The sequence below is a fragment of the Mycobacterium sp. NGS33 genome (assembly GCF_059812885.1).
Genome location: NZ_JCALDN010000020.1, coordinates 1 through 19,508, shown reverse-complemented (window position 1 = coordinate 19,508; position 19,508 = coordinate 1). Strand labels below are relative to the sequence as shown.

General features: G+C 68.3%; 17 protein-coding genes and 1 pseudogene. 13 read left to right on the top strand and 5 right to left on the bottom strand.

Annotated elements, in window-relative coordinates:
* The first annotated feature begins 10 nt into the window (after positions 1 to 10).
* From ybeY to era, 4 genes are read left to right on the top strand one after another with little or no spacing between them, the layout of a single operon-like run.
* On the top strand, positions 11 to 544 hold the full coding sequence (ybeY, locus tag AC5Y5B_RS22000) for an rRNA maturation RNase YbeY (protein ID WP_112633231.1): 534 nt from the start codon (positions 11 to 13) through the stop codon (positions 542 to 544).
* Positions 541 to 1,809: a hypothetical protein gene (locus tag AC5Y5B_RS21995; RefSeq protein ID WP_500006507.1), complete on the top strand. Its 1,269-nt coding sequence runs from the start codon at positions 541 to 543 to the stop codon at positions 1,807 to 1,809. Before ybeY ends, AC5Y5B_RS21995 begins: the two co-directional genes overlap by 4 nt.
* Positions 1,806 to 3,116 (top strand): hemolysin family protein, encoded by a 1,311-nt coding sequence (locus AC5Y5B_RS21990; protein WP_500006503.1) that lies wholly within the window; start codon positions 1,806 to 1,808, stop codon positions 3,114 to 3,116. Before AC5Y5B_RS21995 ends, AC5Y5B_RS21990 begins: the two co-directional genes overlap by 4 nt.
* Positions 3,109 to 4,008: a GTPase Era gene (gene era / locus AC5Y5B_RS21985; protein WP_500006500.1), complete on the top strand. Its 900-nt coding sequence runs from the start codon at positions 3,109 to 3,111 to the stop codon at positions 4,006 to 4,008. The genes AC5Y5B_RS21990 and era overlap by 8 nt, the downstream gene beginning before the upstream one ends.
* Before the next feature lie 42 nt (positions 4,009 to 4,050).
* Here the strand turns inward: era and AC5Y5B_RS21980 are convergent, their stop codons facing one another.
* Positions 4,051 to 5,508 carry an aminotransferase class I/II-fold pyridoxal phosphate-dependent enzyme gene (locus tag AC5Y5B_RS21980; protein ID WP_500006496.1) on the bottom strand — a complete coding sequence of 486 codons (1,458 nt, stop codon included), beginning with the start codon at positions 5,506 to 5,508 and terminating at the stop codon, positions 4,051 to 4,053.
* A gap of 70 nt (positions 5,509 to 5,578) precedes the next feature.
* Complete coding sequence (locus tag AC5Y5B_RS21975; RefSeq protein ID WP_112633226.1) at positions 5,579 to 7,069, bottom strand: amidase; 1,491 nt, start codon at positions 7,067 to 7,069, stop codon at positions 5,579 to 5,581.
* Between the two features lie 61 nt (positions 7,070 to 7,130).
* Between AC5Y5B_RS21975 and recO the strand changes: the two genes are divergently transcribed.
* Genes recO through AC5Y5B_RS21960 form a run of 3 tightly spaced genes read left to right on the top strand, consistent with a single transcriptional unit; the run spans position 7,131 to position 9,266 of the window.
* Complete coding sequence (gene recO / locus AC5Y5B_RS21970; RefSeq protein WP_112633225.1) at positions 7,131 to 7,928, top strand: DNA repair protein RecO; 798 nt, start codon at positions 7,131 to 7,133, stop codon at positions 7,926 to 7,928.
* Positions 7,921 to 8,838: a decaprenyl diphosphate synthase gene (locus tag AC5Y5B_RS21965; protein WP_112633224.1), complete on the top strand. Its 918-nt coding sequence runs from the start codon at positions 7,921 to 7,923 to the stop codon at positions 8,836 to 8,838. The genes recO and AC5Y5B_RS21965 overlap by 8 nt, the downstream gene beginning before the upstream one ends.
* On the top strand, positions 8,838 to 9,266 hold the full coding sequence (locus tag AC5Y5B_RS21960) for a hypothetical protein (protein WP_112633223.1): 429 nt from the start codon (positions 8,838 to 8,840) through the stop codon (positions 9,264 to 9,266). The genes AC5Y5B_RS21965 and AC5Y5B_RS21960 overlap by 1 nt, the downstream gene beginning before the upstream one ends.
* Positions 9,267 to 9,270: 4 nt before the next feature.
* On the opposite strand, the gene AC5Y5B_RS21955 is transcribed toward AC5Y5B_RS21960, so the two are convergent.
* Together AC5Y5B_RS21955 and AC5Y5B_RS21950 are read right to left on the bottom strand one after the other, a co-directional pair.
* Positions 9,271 to 9,666 carry a Fur family transcriptional regulator gene (locus tag AC5Y5B_RS21955; RefSeq protein WP_007770286.1) on the bottom strand — a complete coding sequence of 132 codons (396 nt, stop codon included), beginning with the start codon at positions 9,664 to 9,666 and terminating at the stop codon, positions 9,271 to 9,273.
* Positions 9,663 to 10,091, bottom strand: a complete 429-nt coding sequence (locus AC5Y5B_RS21950; protein WP_205869105.1) for an ArsR/SmtB family transcription factor — start codon at positions 10,089 to 10,091, stop codon at positions 9,663 to 9,665. Before AC5Y5B_RS21950 ends, AC5Y5B_RS21955 begins: the two co-directional genes overlap by 4 nt.
* Before the next feature lie 190 nt (positions 10,092 to 10,281).
* On the opposite strand from AC5Y5B_RS21950, the gene AC5Y5B_RS21945 reads away from it, so the two are divergent.
* The 3 genes and pseudogenes from AC5Y5B_RS21945 to AC5Y5B_RS21935 form a co-directional block, all read left to right on the top strand.
* On the top strand, positions 10,282 to 11,673 hold the full coding sequence (locus AC5Y5B_RS21945) for a glycine--tRNA ligase (protein WP_500006584.1): 1,392 nt from the start codon (positions 10,282 to 10,284) through the stop codon (positions 11,671 to 11,673).
* A 251-nt stretch (positions 11,674 to 11,924) separates the two neighbouring features.
* Positions 11,925 to 13,157: a PPE family protein gene (locus AC5Y5B_RS21940; protein WP_500006481.1), complete on the top strand. Its 1,233-nt coding sequence runs from the start codon at positions 11,925 to 11,927 to the stop codon at positions 13,155 to 13,157.
* Positions 13,158 to 13,675: 518 nt separating this feature from the next.
* A pseudogene (locus AC5Y5B_RS21935) lies at positions 13,676 to 13,835 on the top strand (hypothetical protein); the annotation flags it as partial.
* 175 nt (positions 13,836 to 14,010) lie between these two features.
* Here the strand turns inward: AC5Y5B_RS21935 and AC5Y5B_RS21930 are convergent.
* The gene (locus tag AC5Y5B_RS21930; protein WP_500006479.1) at positions 14,011 to 15,996 is read right to left on the bottom strand and encodes a TPM domain-containing protein; all 1,986 of its coding nucleotides are present in this window, start codon (positions 15,994 to 15,996) and stop codon (positions 14,011 to 14,013) included.
* A 143-nt stretch (positions 15,997 to 16,139) separates the two neighbouring features.
* Here AC5Y5B_RS21930 and AC5Y5B_RS21925 point away from each other — a divergent pair, with 143 nt between their 5' ends.
* From AC5Y5B_RS21925 to dnaG, 3 genes are all read left to right on the top strand, one after another.
* Entirely contained in the window at positions 16,140 to 17,405 is a 1,266-nt protein-coding gene (locus AC5Y5B_RS21925; protein WP_500006477.1) for a deoxyguanosinetriphosphate triphosphohydrolase, read from the top strand.
* 67 nt (positions 17,406 to 17,472) lie between these two features.
* Positions 17,473 to 18,090, top strand: a complete 618-nt coding sequence (sodC, locus tag AC5Y5B_RS21920; protein ID WP_112633217.1) for a superoxide dismutase[Cu-Zn] — start codon at positions 17,473 to 17,475, stop codon at positions 18,088 to 18,090.
* 29 nt (positions 18,091 to 18,119) lie between these two features.
* On the top strand, positions 18,120 to 19,508 hold a 1,389-nt coding region (gene dnaG, locus AC5Y5B_RS21915; protein ID WP_500006474.1), incomplete at its 3' end, for a DNA primase.

Here is a 19,508-nt window from a genome sequence, read left to right as displayed (position 1 = left end):
AGCGGATTCTATGAGCATTGAGGTATCCAACGAATCGGGTATCGACGTCTCCGAGGCAGAGCTGATCAGCGTCGCGCGGTTCGTGATCGCCAAGATGGACGTCAATCCGGCGGCCGAGCTGTCGATGGTGCTGCTGGATACCGCCGCGATGGCGGACCTGCACATGCGCTGGATGGACCTGCCCGGCCCGACCGACGTGATGAGCTTTCCGATGGACGAACTCGAGCCGGGCGGGCGTCCGGACGCCCCCGAGCCGGGGCCCGCGATGCTGGGCGACATCGTGTTGTGCCCCGAATTCGCGGCAGGCCAGGCCGCCTCGGCGGGGCACAGCCTGGGACACGAGCTGGCGCTGCTGACCATCCACGGGGTGCTGCACCTGATCGGCTACGACCACGGCGAGCCGGACGAGGAAAAGGAGATGTTCGCCCTGCAGGACCGGTTGCTCGAAGAGTGGGTCGCCGAGCAGGTCGAGGCCTACCACCAGGACCGCCAATCCGAACGCGACCGCCGATTGCTCGACAAGTCAAGGTATTTCGACCATTGAGGCCACTCAGCATCCTGGCGGCCGCAGCCATCGCATTCGCACCGCTGTCGGTGTTGGTCACCACCACCGCTTCGGTGGCACAGGCGGCTCCGTGCGCGGGCGCGGGCTCGAACCCCGTTGCCTGCCAGCACTGCATGTTCTACGTGAACGCCTACCACACCGCGAACGTGTGCAACGAGGATCACCGCGGGGTGGAGGGGCCACCGAGCAATGCGCCGACGCGGGCCCCGGAAATTCCCATTCCGGTGTACGAGCCGCCGCCGATGCCGCCGCCGGCGCAGAACCCGCTGGTCCTCCCGCCGCCCAACGCGGGCCAGAGCGTCCCGGCGCTGGAGATCCCTCCGCCCGGTCCCGACGCGCCGCGGAACGCGCCGGTGGTGGCGCCGCCGCGGGGGCTGGACGCGCCGTCGCTGGCGATCGCGGCGGCCAAGGCCGCCCCGGTTTCGCGGGTCGATCCCGCCAACCCGCCGAAACCGCCGACCCAGGTGGACGTCAATCAGCGGGTGCAAAACGTCGTGAGTTCGCACCGGGAGAACGTCGACATCCTCAAGGTCGACGATCAGAAGTTCGTCCGGCCGCGCCACTGGGACTACCTGGACTACGACGACGCCTACCGGCGCCCGACCATCTACAACCCGCTCAATCAGCCGATCACCTTCCGCTACTTCTACAACGGCGCCTATCAGGAGGCGTACCTGCCGCGCGGGGGCCGGATGGTGCTCGACGCCGCGACCGTCGGCGTCGTCCCATTCACCGCGGTGGGTGACAGCTACGTGGCCGCGGGCAGCTTCTATGGCGGGGGCTCGCTTCCGTTGAACGGGTACAACGGTCCGCCGCCGCCCGACTACAAGCCGCCGGCGCCCCCGAAGCTGTACGAGAACGTCACGGTGTTCGTTCCCGCCAAGGGCGAGACCGTGGAGGTGGGCCATGTGGCGGTGGTGGGTCACGACGGGAGCCAACCCGCGGGCAGCCAGGACACCTTCCTGCTCGACGACTCCACCCTGGCCTGGGGGCAGATCGACAACTCCAGCAGCGCTCCCGCCCAGATCAGGGTGATCAAGACGCAGCCGACGCCGGGCGTCGGGCCGACCGACGACGGCGGTTTCCTGGTGCTGCTGGCCGTGCACCACCAGGAGCCCGGTCAGCCCAGCCAATCCGGATGGACCCTGGCGCTGCGCTTCGGGGGGTTTGCGGTGGTGGTGGGCCTGGTCGCCTGGCTGCTCGCTCGCCGGAGCCGGTCCGAGGAGCAGAACGCTGACTCATGACCGGCTGGTCTGAGCTGCTCGGTGCAGTCGCGCTGATCGCGCTCGGCGGACTGTTCGCGGCGATCGATGCGGCCATCAGCACGGTGTCGCTGGCCCGGGTTCAGGAGTTGGTGCGCGACGAGCGGCCCGGCGCGGTGGCGTTGTCCAAGGTCATGTCCGAACGGCCCCGCTACATCAACCTGGTGGTGCTGCTCCGCACCACCTGCGAGATCACGGCGACCGTGCTGCTGGTGGTGTTCCTCTATGACAACTTCGGGCTGAGATGGGGTTTGTTCGGTGCCGCGGCCATCATGGTGGTCACCAGCTTCGTCGTGATGGGGGTGGGTCCGCGCACCCTCGGCCGTCAGAACGCCTACTCCATCGCGTTGACGACTGTCCTTCCGCTGCAGGCTATTTCGTGGTTGTTGATGCCGATCAGCCGGTTGCTGGTGCTGCTGGGTAATGCGGTGACTCCCGGCCGTGGTCTGCGTAACGGGCCGTTCGCCTCCGAGATCGAGTTGCGTGAAGTCGTCGACCTGGCCCAGCAGCGCGGCGTGGTGGCCGCCGAGGAGCGCCGGATGATCCAGTCGGTCTTCGAACTCGGAGACACCCCGGCCCGCGAGGTGATGGTGCCGCGCACCGAGATGATCTGGATCGAAAGCGACAAGTACGCCAGCCAGGCCATCAACCTGGCGGTGCGCAGCGGGCATTCCCGCATCCCGGTGATCGGTGAGAACGTCGATGACATCGTCGGCGTTGTGTACCTGAAAGACCTTGTCCAGCAGACGGTTCTGTCGGGCGACGGGGGGCGCACCCCGCCGGTGTCGAAGGTGATGCGGCCGGCCGTCTTCGTGCCGGACTCCAAGCCGTTGGACTCGCTGCTGCGGGAAATGCAGCGCGACCGCAACCACATGGCCCTGCTCGTCGACGAATACGGCGCGATCGCCGGGCTGGTCAGCATCGAAGACGTGCTCGAGGAAATCGTCGGCGAGATCGCCGATGAGTACGACCAGGCGGAGACGGCGCCGGTCGAAGACTTGGGCGACAAGCACTTCCGGGTGTCGGCGCGGTTGCCGATCGAGGATTTGGGTGAGCTGTACGGCGTGGAGTTCGACGACGATCTCGACGTCGACACCGTGGGCGGCCTGCTCGCCCTCGAGCTCGGCCGGGTACCGCTGCCGGGCGCCGAGGTGGTCTCGCACGGTCTGCGGCTGCAGGCCGAAGGCGGTACCGACCACCGGGGCCGGGTGCGGATCAATACCGTGCTGCTCAGCCCGGTCGAATCCGACGGTTCATCCGATGGTGAGAAATCCGAGCAGCATGACTGAATTCCGTTCCGGCTTTGTGTGTTTGGTGGGCCGCCCCAACACCGGCAAATCGACGCTGACGAACGCGCTCGTCGGTACCAAGGTGGCGATCACCTCGATGCGCCCCCAAACCACCCGGCACACCATCCGCGGCATCGTGCACCGCGACGACTTTCAGATCATCCTGGTCGACACGCCCGGCCTGCACCGGCCCCGCACCCTGCTGGGCAAGCGGCTGAATGATCTTGTGCGCGATACCTATTCCGAGGTCGACGTGATCGGGCTGTGCATCCCGGCCGACGAAGCCATCGGTCCCGGCGACCGGTGGATCGTCGAGCAGATCCGCGTGACCGCGCCGAAGACGACGCTGGTCGCGATCGTCACCAAGATCGACAAAACGCCCAAAGACCGCGTGGCCGCGCAGCTGGTGGCGGTCAGCGAGCTGGTGGGCGACTCGGCGGAAATCGTCCCGGTGTCGGCGGTCACCGGGGCCCAGGTCGACATCTTGATCGACGTGCTGGCCGCGGCGCTGCCGCCCGGCCCGGCGTACTACCCCGACGGTGAGCTGACCGACGAGCCCGAAGAGGTGCTGATGGCCGAGCTCATCCGGGAGGCCGCCCTCGAGGGTGTGCGCGACGAGCTGCCGCATTCGCTGGCGGTGGTCATCGACGAAGTCAACGCGCGCCAGGATCGCGACGACCTGATCGACGTGCATGCCCTGCTTTACGTCGAACGCGACAGCCAGAAGGGGATCGTCATCGGCAAGGGTGGTGCCCGGCTGCGGGAGGTGGGCACCGCCGCGCGCGCCCAGATCGAAAAGCTGCTGGGCACAAAGGTCTACCTCGATCTGCGCGTCAAGGTCGCCAAAAACTGGCAGAGCGACCCCAAACAGCTTGGCCGGTTGGGCTTTTAGCGGTCCTATGCGGCCGGCGGGTGCCCGCGCTTCACCGGTGGGTCAGGCGAGCACCCGAATCGTTTTCATCGACGGGTCGGCGGCGTCCGGGGTGTTCATGCCGGCGCGCACCCCGGTGCACAAGTAGTCCAGCACCGCCTCATTGAGACGCTCGCCGGGCACGACCGCCGGGATGCCGGGGGGATAGGGTGTCACCTGTTCGGCGGCGACCCGCCCGGCGGCCTGATCGGTGGGCACCGCCTCGACGTGACCGAAGAACGCGTCGCGGGGTAGACACACGGTCTCCAATTGCAGCTCTTCGGGCGAGGGCAGGGCGATCCGTGGCGGGCGGTCGAAGTCGTCGGCCGCCTTGCGCCACGCCGTCAGGGCATCGGTGAGACGCCCGGCGGTGGTCTTGTCGTCCGCGAACGACAGCGTGGCCAGGATGCGGCGGTGATCGCTCATCCCGGTGTCGACGTGCGCGTTGGCGCGCAGCCAGTCGGCGGCCTGGTAGCCGGAGGTGCCGGTGCCCGATACGTCCATCAGCACCTGCAGGCGGTCCAGGTCGTGGGACGCCTGCACCCCGAGTAGCTCGTCGTCGAGCACCTCGACGCCGGGTAGCTCTTCGATGTCCGCGCGCAATTGATGCGCGAGATCCAATGCGGCACCGAGTAATTCGCGTCCGTGCTCGACCATTTGTCGCCGCCATCCGTCCATGGCCGAATACAGCAGGACGTTGGGGCTGGTGGTCATCAACAGGTCCGCGCAGGCCGACAGGCGATCCTTGTCGATGCGGTCGCCCTGCACGTGGAACACCGAGCCCTGCTCGAAACCGGCGCCCATTTTGTGCACGCTGACCACACAGATGTCGGCGCCGGCGTCCATCGCCCAGGTCGGCAGGTCGTCGTGGAACGGCAGGTGCGCGCCCCAGGCTTCGTCGATGATCAAGGGCTTGCCCCGCGCGTGGCAGACGTCGGCGATTCCGGCGATGTCGGCGCAGGTGCCATACGGGCTTGGGCTCACGATGAGCGCCCCGGCGGCGTCGGGATGCTTGTCCCACACCTCTTCGACCTGCTGCGGTGACGGCGGATGGGAGAAGTGATGTTCGGCGTCCCACCGCGGCGTGATCCACCGCGGCTGCACGCCGGAGAAGATCAGACCCGCGACGATCGATTTGTGGCTGTCCCGGCTCACCAGCAGACTGCCGTCGCCGCCGGCCACGGCCATCATCGCCGCCTTCACCGACAGGGAACTGCCGCAGGTGGAAAACCATGCGATGTCGGCGCCGACGGCCTCGGCCATCAGGTCCTCGGCGTGCTTCAAGTACTGGTTGCTGGTTCTGCGGTCATCCAGGCCGCCGCTGGCCAGTACGTCGTCGAGGAACGGTTCGTGGCCCAGCACCTGCAGCACGCGGTCGTCGGTGCCGCGACCTTGGCGGTGGCCCGGTGGCGTGAATCCGTACCGGTTCTTGGCCCGATAATCGGCCAGCGCATCGAGTAGGGGAGCGGTCGATTGGTCCATCGCCAACGAGTACCCGAGTTGCCAGCGGCTAATTCCTCACGAATACCTGGGCGAACGCGGGGCGACGTGGTCAGGCGCGGGGCCCGGCGGCGCCCGGAGCGTCCGTCGTCTGGTCCCACCACGGCTGGGGCTGTTCGCTCGCCCACCCGCTGACCGCTTCCAGCTCGGCGGCCAGCGAGATCAACATGCCCTCGCTGTTCGCCGGCCCCATCAGCTGCACACCGATCGGCAAGCCCTCGGAGGTGAAGCCCGCCGGGACGTTGATCGACGGCCACCCCAGGACATTCCACGGGAACGTCAGCGGGCAGGCGGCGATCATGGCGCGGTCGGTGCCGAAGCCGCTGAGCCGGTCGAAGGCGCGGGCCAGCGGCGGGGGCTGCGCGGTGGTCGGCGCCAACACCACGTCGACGATGTCGAAGATCGAGCCGACCCGGCGCTGGTCTTCCGCCTCGTGCCGACGCGCGCTGCGCAGAATCGCCTGGCCCAGCACGGCGCCCAGGCGCAGGTTGGACAGGGTGCGGGGGTCCAGCACCACGCCGTCGCCCAGCCGCTCCTCCCAATCCCGCAGTCCCGCCGTGGACCGGGCGAGAAAGTCCCACGACAGCCGCACGCCGTAATCGGGGTTGCCCGGCACCACGGTGTGGCCGAGCAGTTCGAGCTGCTTGCCGACCGCGCGCGTCGCGGCCAGGATCTCCGGGTGCAGCTTCGGCCGGAAGCCGGTGTACGGAAACCGGGTGGACAGCGCGATGTTCAGCGGGCCGGGCGCCTTGCCCACATAGTCGGAGGCGGTGATCGGCGGCGGCTTGTGCCGGTCTCCCTCGACATTTCCGGAAGCGGCGTCGAGCACCAGTGCCGCATCGGCCACGGTCCGGGCCAGCACGCCGTTGACCGTGATGCCGTTGAACGCCTCCGGCAAGGGCCAGGTCGAGATGCGGCCGCGTTGCGGCTTGATGCCCACCAGGTGCGTCCACGCCGCAGGGATGCGGATGCTGCCGGCGCCGTCGGAGCCGATCGCCGCCGTGACCAGCCCGGCCGCCACCGCCGCTGCGCTGCCCCCCGACGATCCGCCCGGGGTGTGCCGGCGCGACCAAGGGTTGCGGGTATGCCCGAAACCGGGCCCGCTGGTGAACGGCCACTGGCCGAGTTCGCAGGTGTTGGTCTTGCCGACGATCACCGCGCCGGCCGCCTTGAGACGGCGCACTACCTCGGCGTCCTGCGTCGCCGGGGCGACCGACCCCTCGGTCCCGAAGGCGGTGGGCACTCCAGCAACGTCGACGTCGTCTTTGACCGCGATCGGAATCCCCAGCAGCGGGGCGGTGTCACCGGCCGCGCGTCGCCGGTCGGCCTCGGCGGCATCGGCCAGCGCCGACTCGGTCAGCACCACCCGAAAGGCGTTCAGCGTCGGCTGGCTGGCATGGATGGCGTGCAGCGAGCGACCCACCAGTGTGGTGGACGTCACCGAGCGGCTCGCCAGCTGATAGAGCAGGTCAGTGAGCGTGGGCAGGCGCCGGTGGCCGGATCCGGAAATGGATCCGGGACCCGACCCAGAAGCGCCAATCACGGGGTACGAGACTAACGGCGCGGATACCCGTAATGTCGCGGCGGGGTGCAAAACTATTGTGATGCGGCTATACCGAGACCGAGCTGTTGTGTTGCGCCAGCACAAGCTCGGCGAAGCCGACCGGATCGTCACCCTGCTGACTCGTGATCACGGGCTGGTCCGCGCGGTTGCCAAGGGCGTGCGCCGCACCCGCAGCAAATTCGGTGCTCGGCTGGAGCCGTTCGCGCATATCGACGCGCAGCTCCATCCCGGCCGCAACCTCGACATCGTCACCCAGGTCGTCTCCATCGACGCGTTCGCCACCGACATCGTCAACGACTACGGCCGCTACACGTGCGGGTGCGCCATGCTGGAAACCGCCGAACGCCTGGCCGGCGAGGAGCGGGCACCGGCGCCGGCGCTGCACGGGCTCACGGTGAGCGCGTTGCGGGCGGTGGCCGACGGCCGCCGGTCCCGGGACCTACTGCTGGACGCCTACCTGCTGCGCGCGATGGGCATCGCCGGATGGGCGCCGGCGCTGAACGAGTGCGCCCGGTGCGCGACGCCCGGTCCCCACCGGGCCTTCCATGTCGGTGCCGGCGGCAGCGTCTGTACTCATTGCCGCCCGGCCGGTGCGACGACGCCGCCGCCGGGGGTGCTGGATCTGATGTCCGCGCTCCACGACGGCGATTGGGACTTCGCCGAGAAGACGCCGCAATCGCACCGCAACTACGTCAGCGGTCTGGTGGCCGCGCACCTGCAGTGGCATCTCGAGCGGCAGCTCAAGACCTTGCCGCTGGTGGAGCGGACGTATCACGCCGACCGCACCATCGCCGACCAGCGCGCGGCGCTGATCGGGCAGGATATGGACTGTGGCTAAACTCTGGGTCGGCGGCTCGGGCCGAAAGGCGCAGCGCCCCACGGCGTCAGCCGATTTCCCGCAGCTGCCCCCCGCGCCCGACGACTATCCGGTGTTCCCCGACAAGTCGACCTGGCCGGTCGTCTTTCCCGAGCTGCCGCCGTCCGCCGACGGCGGGCCGTGCCGGCCCCCGCAGCACATCTCCAAGGCGGCCGCGCCCAACATCGAGGCGGACCGATTGCCCAACCATGTGGCCATCGTGATGGACGGCAACGGCCGCTGGGCCACCCAGCAGGGATTGACCCGCACCGACGGCCACAAGGCCGGGGAGGCGGTGGTCATCGACATCGTCTGTGGTGCAATCGAACTCGGCATCAAATGGCTCAGCCTCTACGCCTTCTCCACCGAAAACTGGAAGCGGTCCCCCGAGGAGGTCCGCTTCCTGATGGGATTCAACCGCGACGTGGTGCGCATGCGCCGGGTGAACCTGAACACCATCGGGGTCAAGATCCGGTGGGTGGGTTCGCGGCCACGCCTGTGGCGCAGCGTGATCAATGAACTCGCGATCGCAGAGGACCTGACCAAGGACAACGACGTCATCACGGTCAATTATTGCGTCAACTACGGCGGTCGCGCCGAAATCGCCGAGGCCACAAAGGAAATCGCCCGTTTGGCCGCGGCCGGCCGGCTGAACCCCGAACGGGTCACCGAGGCGACGGTGTCGCACCACCTGCAGCGGCCCGACATCCCCGACGTGGACCTGTTCCTGCGGACGTCGGGGGAGCACCGGTCCAGCAATTTCATGCTGTGGCAGTCGGCGTACGCCGAGTATGTCTTCCAGGACAAGCTGTGGCCCGACTACGACCGCCGCGACTTGTGGGCGGCCTGCGAGGAATACGCCTCGCGCAACCGCAGATTCGGGAGCGCATAATGCCGTCACAGCAGCAGCGTCTGGCATCGATACTCGGCGATGTCCTTCCGCTCGAGGAGGAGGCCGACGGCGCGGTGACGGTGCGTCACGACGGCACCATCGCCTCGTTGCGGGTGGTGAACATCGCCGAGGGCCTCGATCTGATCTCGCTCACCCAGATACTGGCGTGGGATCTGCCGTTGACCAAGAAACTCGGCGAGCAGGTGGCCAAGCAGGCGCGCGACAGCAACTTCGGCAGCGTGACCCTGATTGAGAAAATCAATGAGAAAGCGGTGCAACGTAATTCGGGCAAAGGCGCGTCGAAAACCGCGGACGTGATGCTGCGCTACAACTTCCCCGGCGCCGGCCTGGCCGACGACGCCCTGCGGACCTTGATCCTGCTGGTGCTCGACACCGGCGCCGAGATACGCCGGGCGCTGACGGCGTAACCGGTTACCGGCCCCCGCAATCCGAGCAGGTGCCGAAGATCTCGATGGTGTGGCTGACGTCGGAGAAGCCATGCTTGGCAGCCACTTCCGTGGCCCACTCCTCGACCTCGTGATCGCCGACCTCGATGGTGGCGCCGCAACTGCGGCAGACCAGATGGTGGTGGTGGTGTTCGGAACACCGGCGGTAGACCGATTCACCGGTGTCGGTGCGCAGCGTGTCGATCATCCCGGCCGCCGCCATCGACTGCAGGGTCCGGTAGACGGTCGTCAGGCCGATGTTCTCGCCGCGGCGGCGCAGCTCGTCGTGCAGCTCTTGGGCCGAGCGGAACTCGTCGAGCGTCTCCAGCAGCGTGGAGATCGCGGCCCGCTGCCGGGTGGAGCGGACGCTGGTTCCGGTCATTGGCGCGGCTCCTCACTGGCGTGCGCGACGGCGTCCACCACGATGTGCGCGAGGTGGTGGTCCGCCAGCCGGTAGAGCACTTCGCGGCCGGATCGCTCGCCGGTGACCACGCCGGCCGCCTTGAGAATCTTCAGGTGCTGGCTGACCAGCGGCTGCGGCACGCCGAGCGCGTCCACCAGCTCGTGGACGCAGCGATGGGACTCGCGCAGCTGCAGCACGATGGCGATGCGCACCGGCGCGGCCAGCGCGCGCAACAACTCGCCGGCGGCATCGAGGATGTCCCGCGGCGGCGGCACGGGATAGGCGGCCCCTGCGGAATGCCCGGCTGCGCCGAGCGCGTCGTGGTCATGGGCGACCACACCCGGGTCGGAGTCGCCGTCGGCGGGGGCCGGCATCGAGGCAGAAGGTGACGGGGACGTCATCATGGAGCGGCATCACCTCGAGAAGTGCCAGGTAGTGGGAAAGTATCCGCCATTGAATATCGTTGTCGGCTGCCATCCACTGTCACATGCATGATGACGCATGTCAAAGACCGCGGCGCCGATCGCTACCATGACTGATGCTCTGCGCACCGCGGTCGAGCGCCGCGCGTGCCCGCTCAAACCCGGAAAGGGAGTGCACCACCCCGTGGCGTCCGTCATCGACACCGTAGTGAACCTGGCCAAACGGCGCGGCTTCGTCTTTCCCTCGGGGGAGATCTACGGCGGCACCCGGTCGGCGTGGGACTACGGCCCGCTGGGCGTCGAGTTCAAGGAGAACATCAAACGGCAGTGGTGGCGCTCGGTGGTCACCGGCCGCGACGACGTGGTGGGTCTGGACTCGTCGATCATCTTGCCGCGGCAAGTCTGGGTGGCCTCCGGCCACGTCGAGGTCTTCCACGACCCGCTGGTCGAGTCGCTGATCACCCACAAGCGCTACCGCGCCGACCATCTCATCGAGGCCTATGAAGCCAAGCACGGACACCCGCCGCCCAACGGTCTGGCCGACATCCGCGACCCGGAGACCGGCGAGCCGGGCCAGTGGACGGAGCCGCGCGAATTCAACATGATGCTCAAGACCTACCTCGGTCCGATCGAAACCGAGGAGGGTCTGCACTATCTGCGCCCGGAGACCGCGCAGGGCATCTTCGTCAACTTCGCCAACGTGGTCACGACCGCCCGCAAGAAGCCGCCTTTCGGAATCGGTCAGATCGGCAAGAGTTTTCGCAACGAGATCACCCCGGGCAACTTCATTTTCCGGACCCGCGAGTTCGAACAAATGGAAATGGAGTTCTTCGTCGAGCCCTCGACCGCCAAGGAATGGCATCAGTACTGGATCGACACCCGGCTGCAATGGTATGTCGGGCTGGGTATCGATCCGGAGAACTTGCGGTTATTCGAGCACCCCGCCGACAAGCTGTCGCACTACTCGGATCGCACGGTCGACATCGAGTACAAGTTCGGTTTCGCCGGTAACCCGTGGGGCGAGTTGGAAGGCGTCGCCAACCGCACGGATTTCGACTTGTCGACGCATGCAAAGCATTCCGGTGTCGACCTGTCGTTCTACGACCAGGTGACCGACACCCGGTACACCCCGTACGTGATCGAGCCGGCCGCCGGCCTGACACGGTCGTTCATGGCGTTCTTGATCGACGCCTACACCGAGGACGAAGCCCCGAACGCCAAGGGCAAGATGGAAAAACGGACGGTGCTGCGGCTGGACCCGCGCCTGTCCCCGGTCAAGGCCGCGGTGCTGCCGCTGTCCCGGCACGCCGACCTGAGTCCCAAGGCGCGAGACCTCGCCGCCGAGTTGCGCCAGTTCTGGAATATCGATTTCGACGATGCCGGGGCCATCGGACGACGTTATCGACGCCAGGACGAGATCGGCACGCCCTTCTGCGTGACGGTGGATTTCGACTCACTCGAAGACGACGCCGTGACGGTGCGCCGGCGCGACGACATGTCCCAGGAGCGGGTCCCGATGAATGCCGTGTCCGATTATCTGGCGGCGCGCCTCAAGGGTTGTTAATCGCGTACTCCCGGGCCGTCTTGTAGATTGTTCTGTCCCGTTGCATCGGCGCGCGTCTGACCGCCGGCGCGGCCGCTGATGTGTGCTCACCGACACCAAATTTCGCGAAATAAGGTTTGCGTAAAAGTCCGGCATTTCGCGGTGCGGGTGCCTTAGGATCGCCACTGGGGCATAAGTAGATAGCTAATGGCCGCGGGCGGATGTCGGCTGTCCGGGGTAGGAGCCGTTGACTCGGTCGGTTGGGGTTGTACATGATTCCCGCGTTTGTGTTCTTCCCTCCGGAGATCAACTCGGCCTTGATAGTTGGCGGCCCGGGGGCCGGACCTCTGTTCGAGGCGGCCTCGGCGTGGGATGGGCTGGCGGTCGACCTGTCGTCCTCGGCCTCGTCATTCAACACCGTGGTGTCGGATTTGGCGGCCGGCCCCTGGATGGGGCCGTCGTCGATGGCGATGACGGCGGCCGCGGCGCCCTACGTGCAATGGCTGATCATCGCGGCGGCGCAAGCGGAGGTGGCGGCCTTGCAGGCGCGCCTCGCGGCGCTGGCTTTCGAGGGCGCACTGGTGGCGACGGTGCCGCTGCCGGCGGTGCTGGCCAATCGGGCCCGGCTGCTCGTCCTGATCGCGACGAACTTTTTGGGCCTGAACACGGCGGCGATCGCGCAGACCGAGCTCGAGTACGTCGAGATGTGGGCGCAGGACGTCGCCGCGATGCTCGGCTACCACGCCGGGGCGCAATCGATGACGCAGGCGCTGCCGGAATTCAGCGTGCCACCGGCGGCGCTCGGCGGTGGCGCACCCGCCGCGGATCTGTCGGGCCTGGCCGGATTGGTCACGGCGCCCCTGAGTTTCGCGTCGCAGTTCTTCCAGGGCCTGTCCTCGCTGGGGACCGCGTTCGTCTCCCAACTGCAGTCGGTGTTCTCGGCGTTCTCGCCGGCCGTCTCGTTGCTGTCGTCGACTCCGGTCGCGACATTGACGACGGTGGCGCAGGCCGGAATGTACCCGGCCACCGCGCTGATGACACCCATGGTGACGCTCGCGCAAAGTGCCGCCCCGGCGCCGGCACCGGTGGCGCCCGCGTTGGCGCCGTCACTCAAGCCGGCGCTGGTGGGCGCGGCCAGCGCTCCTCTGAGCGCGCCGCACAGCGCGGGTACCGCCCTGTCGGACTTGCAGCCGCTGGCCGGTGGAGGGTTGGGCGCCTTGGGGGTTGCGACCGCGGGCCTCGGCGGCGCGCGGTTCGTCGGGTCGCTGACGGTGCCCGCGGCGTGGCAAGGGTCGGTGCCGGCTTACGTCGCCACTCCGGCGATGTCGGGGGCGAGCTCCGGCGCGCCGGCCACGGCGGCGGTGGGGGCCGGCGCCTCGGGAAGTGGCGTGCCGATGACGGCGATGCCGGTCGGTGACAAGACCCCGGAGGGCGAGGACCGCGGGACCCGGGCACAGGTGGTCAGGTCTCGTCCCAAGGTGGTGCCGCGCAACCGTCCGGGCTAGCGCGGCGATGCTGCTGTTGCAGACGTGAATAGTGTGCAAAGCGGCCCGAATTCGATACTTTTGGTTATGCCCGGCATGCGCCGCCACGAACGTCGGATCCGCAACGCCGAATTCATCCGAATGGTCGAGTGAATATCCGCAACCGGTCCGCGCGCTTGTCGGAGGAACGGGGCGAGGAAACCGATTTAGGCGGCCCGTGTGAAACTTGGCGTCCTCGGACCGGCGTCCACCCGCACGCGCTGAAGTGTTGCGGCACAACGAATGTGGGAGTCCCGATCCACCGGGCGAAGTCGCGAGTCGGCCCGCGCGAATGTGGTTGTCGGCGCGGCGGGTGGCGATGTCCGGTGGCCGTGACCGCGGATCCGGCGTCGCGCGCCGCCCGTCCCTCATGTGCTCACCAGAAGAAAATTGGCAATTCCCGCATATTTTCTTCAGTTTGTCTTACGATGTGAACCGGTTGGTGTAAATAGATCGCCACAGCGCCCGAACGCTCTAATCGGCTGTGGAAGGGGGCAGGGGTGCTATTGCCTCTCGGTTCGCCGTTGCCGGATGACACGGTGTCGGCAGTTCGAGGAGAGTCCGGCATGCTCGGTGGCCTGTCGGTTCCACTCAAGTGGGGCGTGGTCGTCCCACCGGACGACTATGACCACTGGGCGCCGAAGCCAGACGCCGGCGCCGAGACCCCCGAAGAGACGGCCGACGTGCCCCGCCCGACCGCGGTTGCCGACGGCGTGTGGAGCGGGTGGGAAGGCGACACCGTGCCACGGGGCTCGGGCGTGATCCCGCATTCCCCGGCAGCCGGCTGACACCGGCGAAACCCAAAGCCGCCGCGATCGCCGGCGCTAGGCGCCGCTCAGAATCGGCCGCCGCCACCCAGGAAGCCGCCGCCGGACGAGGGGCTGCCGCCGAACGACGTCGGACTCCAGCCGCCGAATCCGCCCCGCATGCCTCCGCTGAGCACATTGCCGATGATGATCCCGCCGAGCATCGCACCCATGTCACTGCCGCCGCGGCCCACGTAGGCCCGCTGCGCCAGTTGCACGTCGTCGTTGGCCAGAGACTGGGCGGTGGCGGCCAGCGTCGACGCCGCGTTGGCATGTGCGATCGCCTCGGTGGGCAGCGTCGATCGTTTGTCCTCCGCGGCCTGTAGATGCCGTCTGGCTTCGGCGAGCCGGGTGCGCGCTTCGGGACCGATGCTGCCCCGGCGGGTGTCGATGTAGTCCGACACCGCACGCATCCGCGACTGCGCGGTGAACAACGCCTGCTCCAACGACCGGTTCAGCCGCTCGGCGGCGGCCTGCTCCTGGGCCAGGGTGGCCAGGAGCCCGTTGAGGCCGGCGTCGGCCTTGGTCAGTTGACCGAAGGCGCCCAGCGGATCGTCGGAAGCGCCGGCTCGTGCGCTCTCGACGGCACTGATGGCGGCATCGCGCGCGGCGACCAGATCACCGGTGTGCGCGGTGTTGACCTTCGGTGTCTTTCGCAGCAGTTCGTCCGCGCGCTCGATGTCGTTTTCGATGTCGGTCATGGCCGATGGCAGCCGGTCGATGGCGTGCTGAATGTCGCTGGCCGCGTTGTCCACCGCGTCGAGCAGCGCGCGCGCCTGGCCCAGCGCCGACTCGGCGGCGCGGACGGCGTCGACCAGGCGGGCCTGCTGCCCGCTGATGGCTTGGACGGCCAGCTCACGGGCGCTGGTGATGTTGCGGTCGGCGAAGGCCAGCCGCTCCTTGGCCGCGGTCACATTGCCGGACACCGAAGTCAGTGCAGCCGCGCTGAAGTCGTTGTGCAGCGCGGCAAGTCGTTGTTCGGCCGGCGTAATGCGGGTCGTGAGTTCCACGTATCGCTGCGTCAGTGAGTCCAGGCGGGTGGGGGCGTTGATCACCAGATCGCGCAGCTTCTCGAACGCCTCGGTTTGCGACTCCAGTTCGCGGTCGGCGCGCGCCGCCGAGACGATCACCTGGGTGAGTAGCTCACGACGCTGCGCCGGCGTCTCGGGTGTGTCGTCGTCGAGTTGTTGGCGAATCGTGAAGGCTTGGGACAGAGCGGCTTTCGCGTTGGTCACGGCCTGGGTGAACGGCTGGGTGCGGTCGGCGCCGAATTCCGTGACCGCCAGGTCCAATTCGTTGGCGCTGGTGCGTAACGCGTTGTCGACGTCGACCACCAGTTCGCGGGACAGGTCGTCGAGTGCCTGCGGGGAGACCGCGGCCAGCGCATCGGCGTCGGTGGGGTCGACCCGGCGTGCCGCCGCCAACGCGGCGGCGCGGCGCCGCCGGCCGCGATAACGCATGACTAGCAACAGGATTGCCAATGCGACGACAATGCCCGCCAGCACGGCCAGCAGTGCGACCCGGCCCGACGAATCCGGCGAGGTGTCGAGCCCGTTGGCCGCCGCGACGGCGGCGCCGCTCCAATCGCCGTCGTGCAATGCGGGCTCGATCTTGTTGCGCCGCAACTTGTCGACCTGATTAGCGGTGACGCTCTTGATCGTTGAGGGCACCAGGAAGGCGTATTCACGACTGTTGGTGCCGACGGCCAGTATCGCGTCGTAGGCGCCCAGGTCGCTGCTGGTCACCGTGCGCTGTGCCCACCCGGTCGCGCTCTGCCCGGAAAAGTTGTCGACGTAGACGACCCACAGCCGGATGTGCCGGTCGGTGTACAGCTTGTCGAGCGCCGACGTGACCGCCGCGCGCCCGGAATCCGACAGGGCCCCCGCGTTGTCGGTGATGTAGTCGGCCAACCGGAACGGTGGTTGCGCGCCGGCGCCGGGCGCGAGCAGCAGGCCGCCGCCGAAGCCGACCGTGAGGATCGCCGCGATCACGGCGATCAGGCGAGCGGTGCGCATAGGGCCAATCTAGCCCCGTGACGATGCAGGCCAGTAGGCCTGCTGAGGAGTGGGGCGGTCAGGCGCAGCCGGGCGGCGACACGGGCCAGTACGCTTGAGTCGAGCCATACTTCGGCAGGCATTCCCTGGCAGACTGTGCGTCGGTGACCGGGAATCAGCACGACCCCTACGACGACTTCGACCGTCAGCGACGGGTGGCCGAAGCGCCCAAGACTGCGGGCCTGCCGGGCGCCGAGGGGCAGCACCGCACCGACTTCGCCCGCGATCGGGCGCGGGTCCTGCACAGCGCCGCGCTGCGCCGATTGGCCGACAAGACCCAGGTCGTCGGGCCCCGAGAAGGGGACACGCCGCGCACCCGGCTGACGCACTCGCTCGAGGTCGCGCAGATCGGGCGGGGGATGGCGATCGGGCTGGGCTGCGACCCCGACCTGGTCGAGCTGGGGGGACTGGCCCACGACATCGGCCACCCACCCTACGGACACAACGGCGAACGCGCGCTCGACGAGGTCGCGGCGGACTACGGCGGCTTCGAGGGCAACGCCCAGAACTTCCGGATCCTGACCAGTCTGGAGCCGAAAGTCCTTGATGCACAAGGTAATAGCGCGGGGCTGAACCTGACGCGCGCGTCGCTGGACGCGGTGACCAAGTACCCGTGGCCCCGCGGCGAAGGGCAGCGCAAGTTCGGGTTTTACGACGACGACCGCGAGCCGGCAGCCTGGGTTCGGGCGGGCGCACCGCCGGGCCGGATGTGCCTGGAAGCGCAGGTCATGGACTGGGCCGACGATGTGGCGTATTCGGTGCACGACGTCGAGGACGGTGTGGTGTCCCAACGCATCGACCTGCGGGTGCTCGCCGACGAAGACGAGGCCGCCGCGCTGGCCCGATTGGGCGAGACCGAATTCTCGCGGGTGCGCGCCGACGACTTCATGGCGGCGGCGCGACGGCTCTCCGCTCTGCCCGTCGTCGCCGCCGTCGGCAAGTACGACGCCACGCTCGCGGCTTCGGTGGCGCTCAAGAGGTTGACCAGTGAACTGGTCGGCAGGTTCGCCTCGGCCGCCGTCGCCACGACGCGTGCGGCGGCCGGTCCGGGCCCGCTGGTGCGCTACCGGGCCCAGTTGCAGGTCCCCGACTTGGTGCGCGCCGAGGTCGCCTTGCTGAAAATCCTGGCGCTGCAGTTCATCATGTCCGATCCACGCCATCAGGAAACGCAAGCCGGGCAGCGTGAACGCATCCATCGGGTGGCGCACTGGCTGTATGCGGGGGCGCCCCGAACGCTGGACCCCTTCTTTGCTGCGGCCTTCAACACCGCGGCCGACGACGCCGCCCGATGGCGCGTCATCGTCGACCAGATCGCCTCGTACACCGAGGGCCGGCTCGAACGGATCGACACCCGCCAGGCCGGTCCGTAGTCACCGGTTGGCACCAAGTCGTCCGGTCCGGGAATCGGCGGGGCCGCGGCGAGTTAGGCTGCCCGACATGACGAAATTCAGCGGCTCGCCCTTTGTGGCCTCCTTCTTGATGGGGCTCCCCGTCGTCGCCATGACCGCCTGCAGTTCACCGCAGCACGCGAGCACCCAGCCGGGCACCACCCCTCCGGTGAAAAGTGCCGCCCCGACGTCCTCCGGCGAGGCGACGACCCCGGCGCCCGCGGCCGGCTCGCTCAGCGCGGAACTGAAGACGCCCGATGGCCGTTCGGCGGCCACCGCGACCTTCGACTTCACCGGCGGATACGTGACCGTGACGGTGAAGACGGTGGCGCCCGGCATCCTGGCGCCCGGTATCCACGGCCTGCACGTGCACGAGATCGGCAAGTGCGAGCCCAACTCGGTGGCCCCCACCGGCGGTGCGCCCGGCAACTTCTTGTCCGCCGGCGGTCACTACCAGGCCCCCGGACACACCGGTAAGCCCGAAAGTGGCGACCTGGCCTCGCTCGAGGTCCGTCAGGACGGCTCGGCGTACCTGGTCACCACCACCGATTCGTTCAACCGGGACGACCTGCTGGCGGGCAACAAGACCGCGCTGATGCTGCACGGCGCCCAGGACACCGAGAACGCGATGGACCGGATCGCCTGCGGTGTCATCGGTACCGGCTAGCGTCCGCCGTCGCGACTTAGACTGAGCCGATGTCAAGCCCGGCAGGTTCACGCGCGGAGGGCGATGGCCGTGCCCGGGGTCGGGGCCGGATCCCCGATCGCGACATCGCCGCCATCCGCGACCGGGTGCGCATCGACGAAGTCGTCGGCGACTACGTCCAATTGCGGCGTGCCGGCGCCGATTCGCTCAAGGGCCTGTGTCCGTTTCACGACGAGAAGTCGCCGTCCTTCCACGTCCGCCCCAACCACGGTCACTTTCACTGCTTCGGCTGTGGTGAGGGCGGCGACGTGTACGCGTTCATCCAGAAGATCGAACACGTCAGCTTCGTCGAGGCCGTCGAACTGCTCGCCGACCGGATCGGCCACACCATCAACTACTCCGGCCCGGCGACCAGCGTGCAGCGCGACCGCGGTAGTCGCAGCCGGCTCGTCGCGGCCAACGCGGCCGCGGCGGAGTTCTATGCGGCGGCGCTGGAATCCGCGGAGGCCGCACCGGCCCGCCAGTACCTGACCGAGCGGAACTTCGACGCCGAGGCGGCCCGTCGCTTCGGATGCGGCTTCGCGCCCTCGGGCTGGGACTCGCTGACAAAGCACTTGGTGCGCAAGGGATTCGAGTTCAAGGAGCTGGAAGCGGCCGGCCTGTCACGGCAGGGGCGCCGCGGCCCGATGGACCGCTTCCATCGCCGGTTGCTGTGGCCCATCCGCAGTTCTGCCGGCGAGGTGATCGGCTTCGGCGCCCGGCGGCTCTTCGACGACGATCCGATGGAAGCCAAGTACATCAATACGCCCGAGACGCTGCTGTACAAGAAGTCGAACGTGATGTTCGGCATCGACTTGGCCAAACGCGACATCGCCAAGGGGCATCAGGCCGTCGTCGTCGAGGGCTACACCGACGTGATGGCGATGCACCTGGCCGGGGTCACCACGGCGGTGGCGTCGTGCGGCACCGCGTTCGGCGACGAACACCTGTCGATGCTGCGCCGGCTGATGATGGACGATAGTTTCTTTCGCGGCGAACTGATCTACGTGTTCGACGGCGACGCGGCCGGGCGGGCCGCCGCGCTCAAGGCCTTCGGCGGCGAGCAGAACCTGGCGGGGCAGTCGTTCGTGGCCGTCGCGCCCGACGGCATGGATCCCTGTGATCTGCGGCTGAAGTCCGGCGACGGGGCGCTGCGCGATCTGGTGGCGCGGCGAACGCCGCTGTTCGAGTTCGCGATCCGTTCGGCGCTCGCCGAAATGGACCTGGACAGCGCCGAGGGCCGGGTCGCCGCGCTGCGCCGCTGCGTGCCGATGGTGAGCCAGATCAAGGACCCCACGCTGCGCGACGAGTACGCCCGCCAGCTGGCCGGGTGGGTCGGCTGGGACGACGTCGCGCAGGTCATCGACCGGGTGCGCGGCCAGGCCAAGACGTCGAACGCC

Bases quoted from the DNA above. Each gene is read 5' to 3' on its own strand.
- AC5Y5B_RS21950 (WP_205869105.1), bottom strand. From the start codon at position 10,091: ATGATGACGTCCCCGTCACCTTCTGCCTCGATGCCGGCCCCCGCCGAC.
- AC5Y5B_RS21955 (WP_007770286.1), bottom strand. From the start codon at position 9,666: ATGACCGGAACCAGCGTCCGCTCCACCCGGCAGCGGGCCGCGATCTCC.
- AC5Y5B_RS21990 (WP_500006503.1), top strand. From the start codon at position 1,806: ATGACCGGCTGGTCTGAGCTGCTCGGTGCAGTCGCGCTGATCGCGCTC.
- recO (WP_112633225.1), top strand. From the start codon at position 7,131: ATGCGGCTATACCGAGACCGAGCTGTTGTGTTGCGCCAGCACAAGCTC.
- AC5Y5B_RS21960 (WP_112633223.1), top strand. From the start codon at position 8,838: ATGCCGTCACAGCAGCAGCGTCTGGCATCGATACTCGGCGATGTCCTT.
- sodC (WP_112633217.1), top strand. From the start codon at position 17,473: ATGACGAAATTCAGCGGCTCGCCCTTTGTGGCCTCCTTCTTGATGGGG.
- AC5Y5B_RS21980 (WP_500006496.1), bottom strand. From the start codon at position 5,508: ATGGACCAATCGACCGCTCCCCTACTCGATGCGCTGGCCGATTATCGG.
- ybeY (WP_112633231.1), top strand. From the start codon at position 11: ATGAGCATTGAGGTATCCAACGAATCGGGTATCGACGTCTCCGAGGCA.
- AC5Y5B_RS21940 (WP_500006481.1), top strand. From the start codon at position 11,925: ATGATTCCCGCGTTTGTGTTCTTCCCTCCGGAGATCAACTCGGCCTTG.
- AC5Y5B_RS21930 (WP_500006479.1), bottom strand. From the start codon at position 15,996: ATGCGCACCGCTCGCCTGATCGCCGTGATCGCGGCGATCCTCACGGTC.
- era (WP_500006500.1), top strand. From the start codon at position 3,109: ATGACTGAATTCCGTTCCGGCTTTGTGTGTTTGGTGGGCCGCCCCAAC.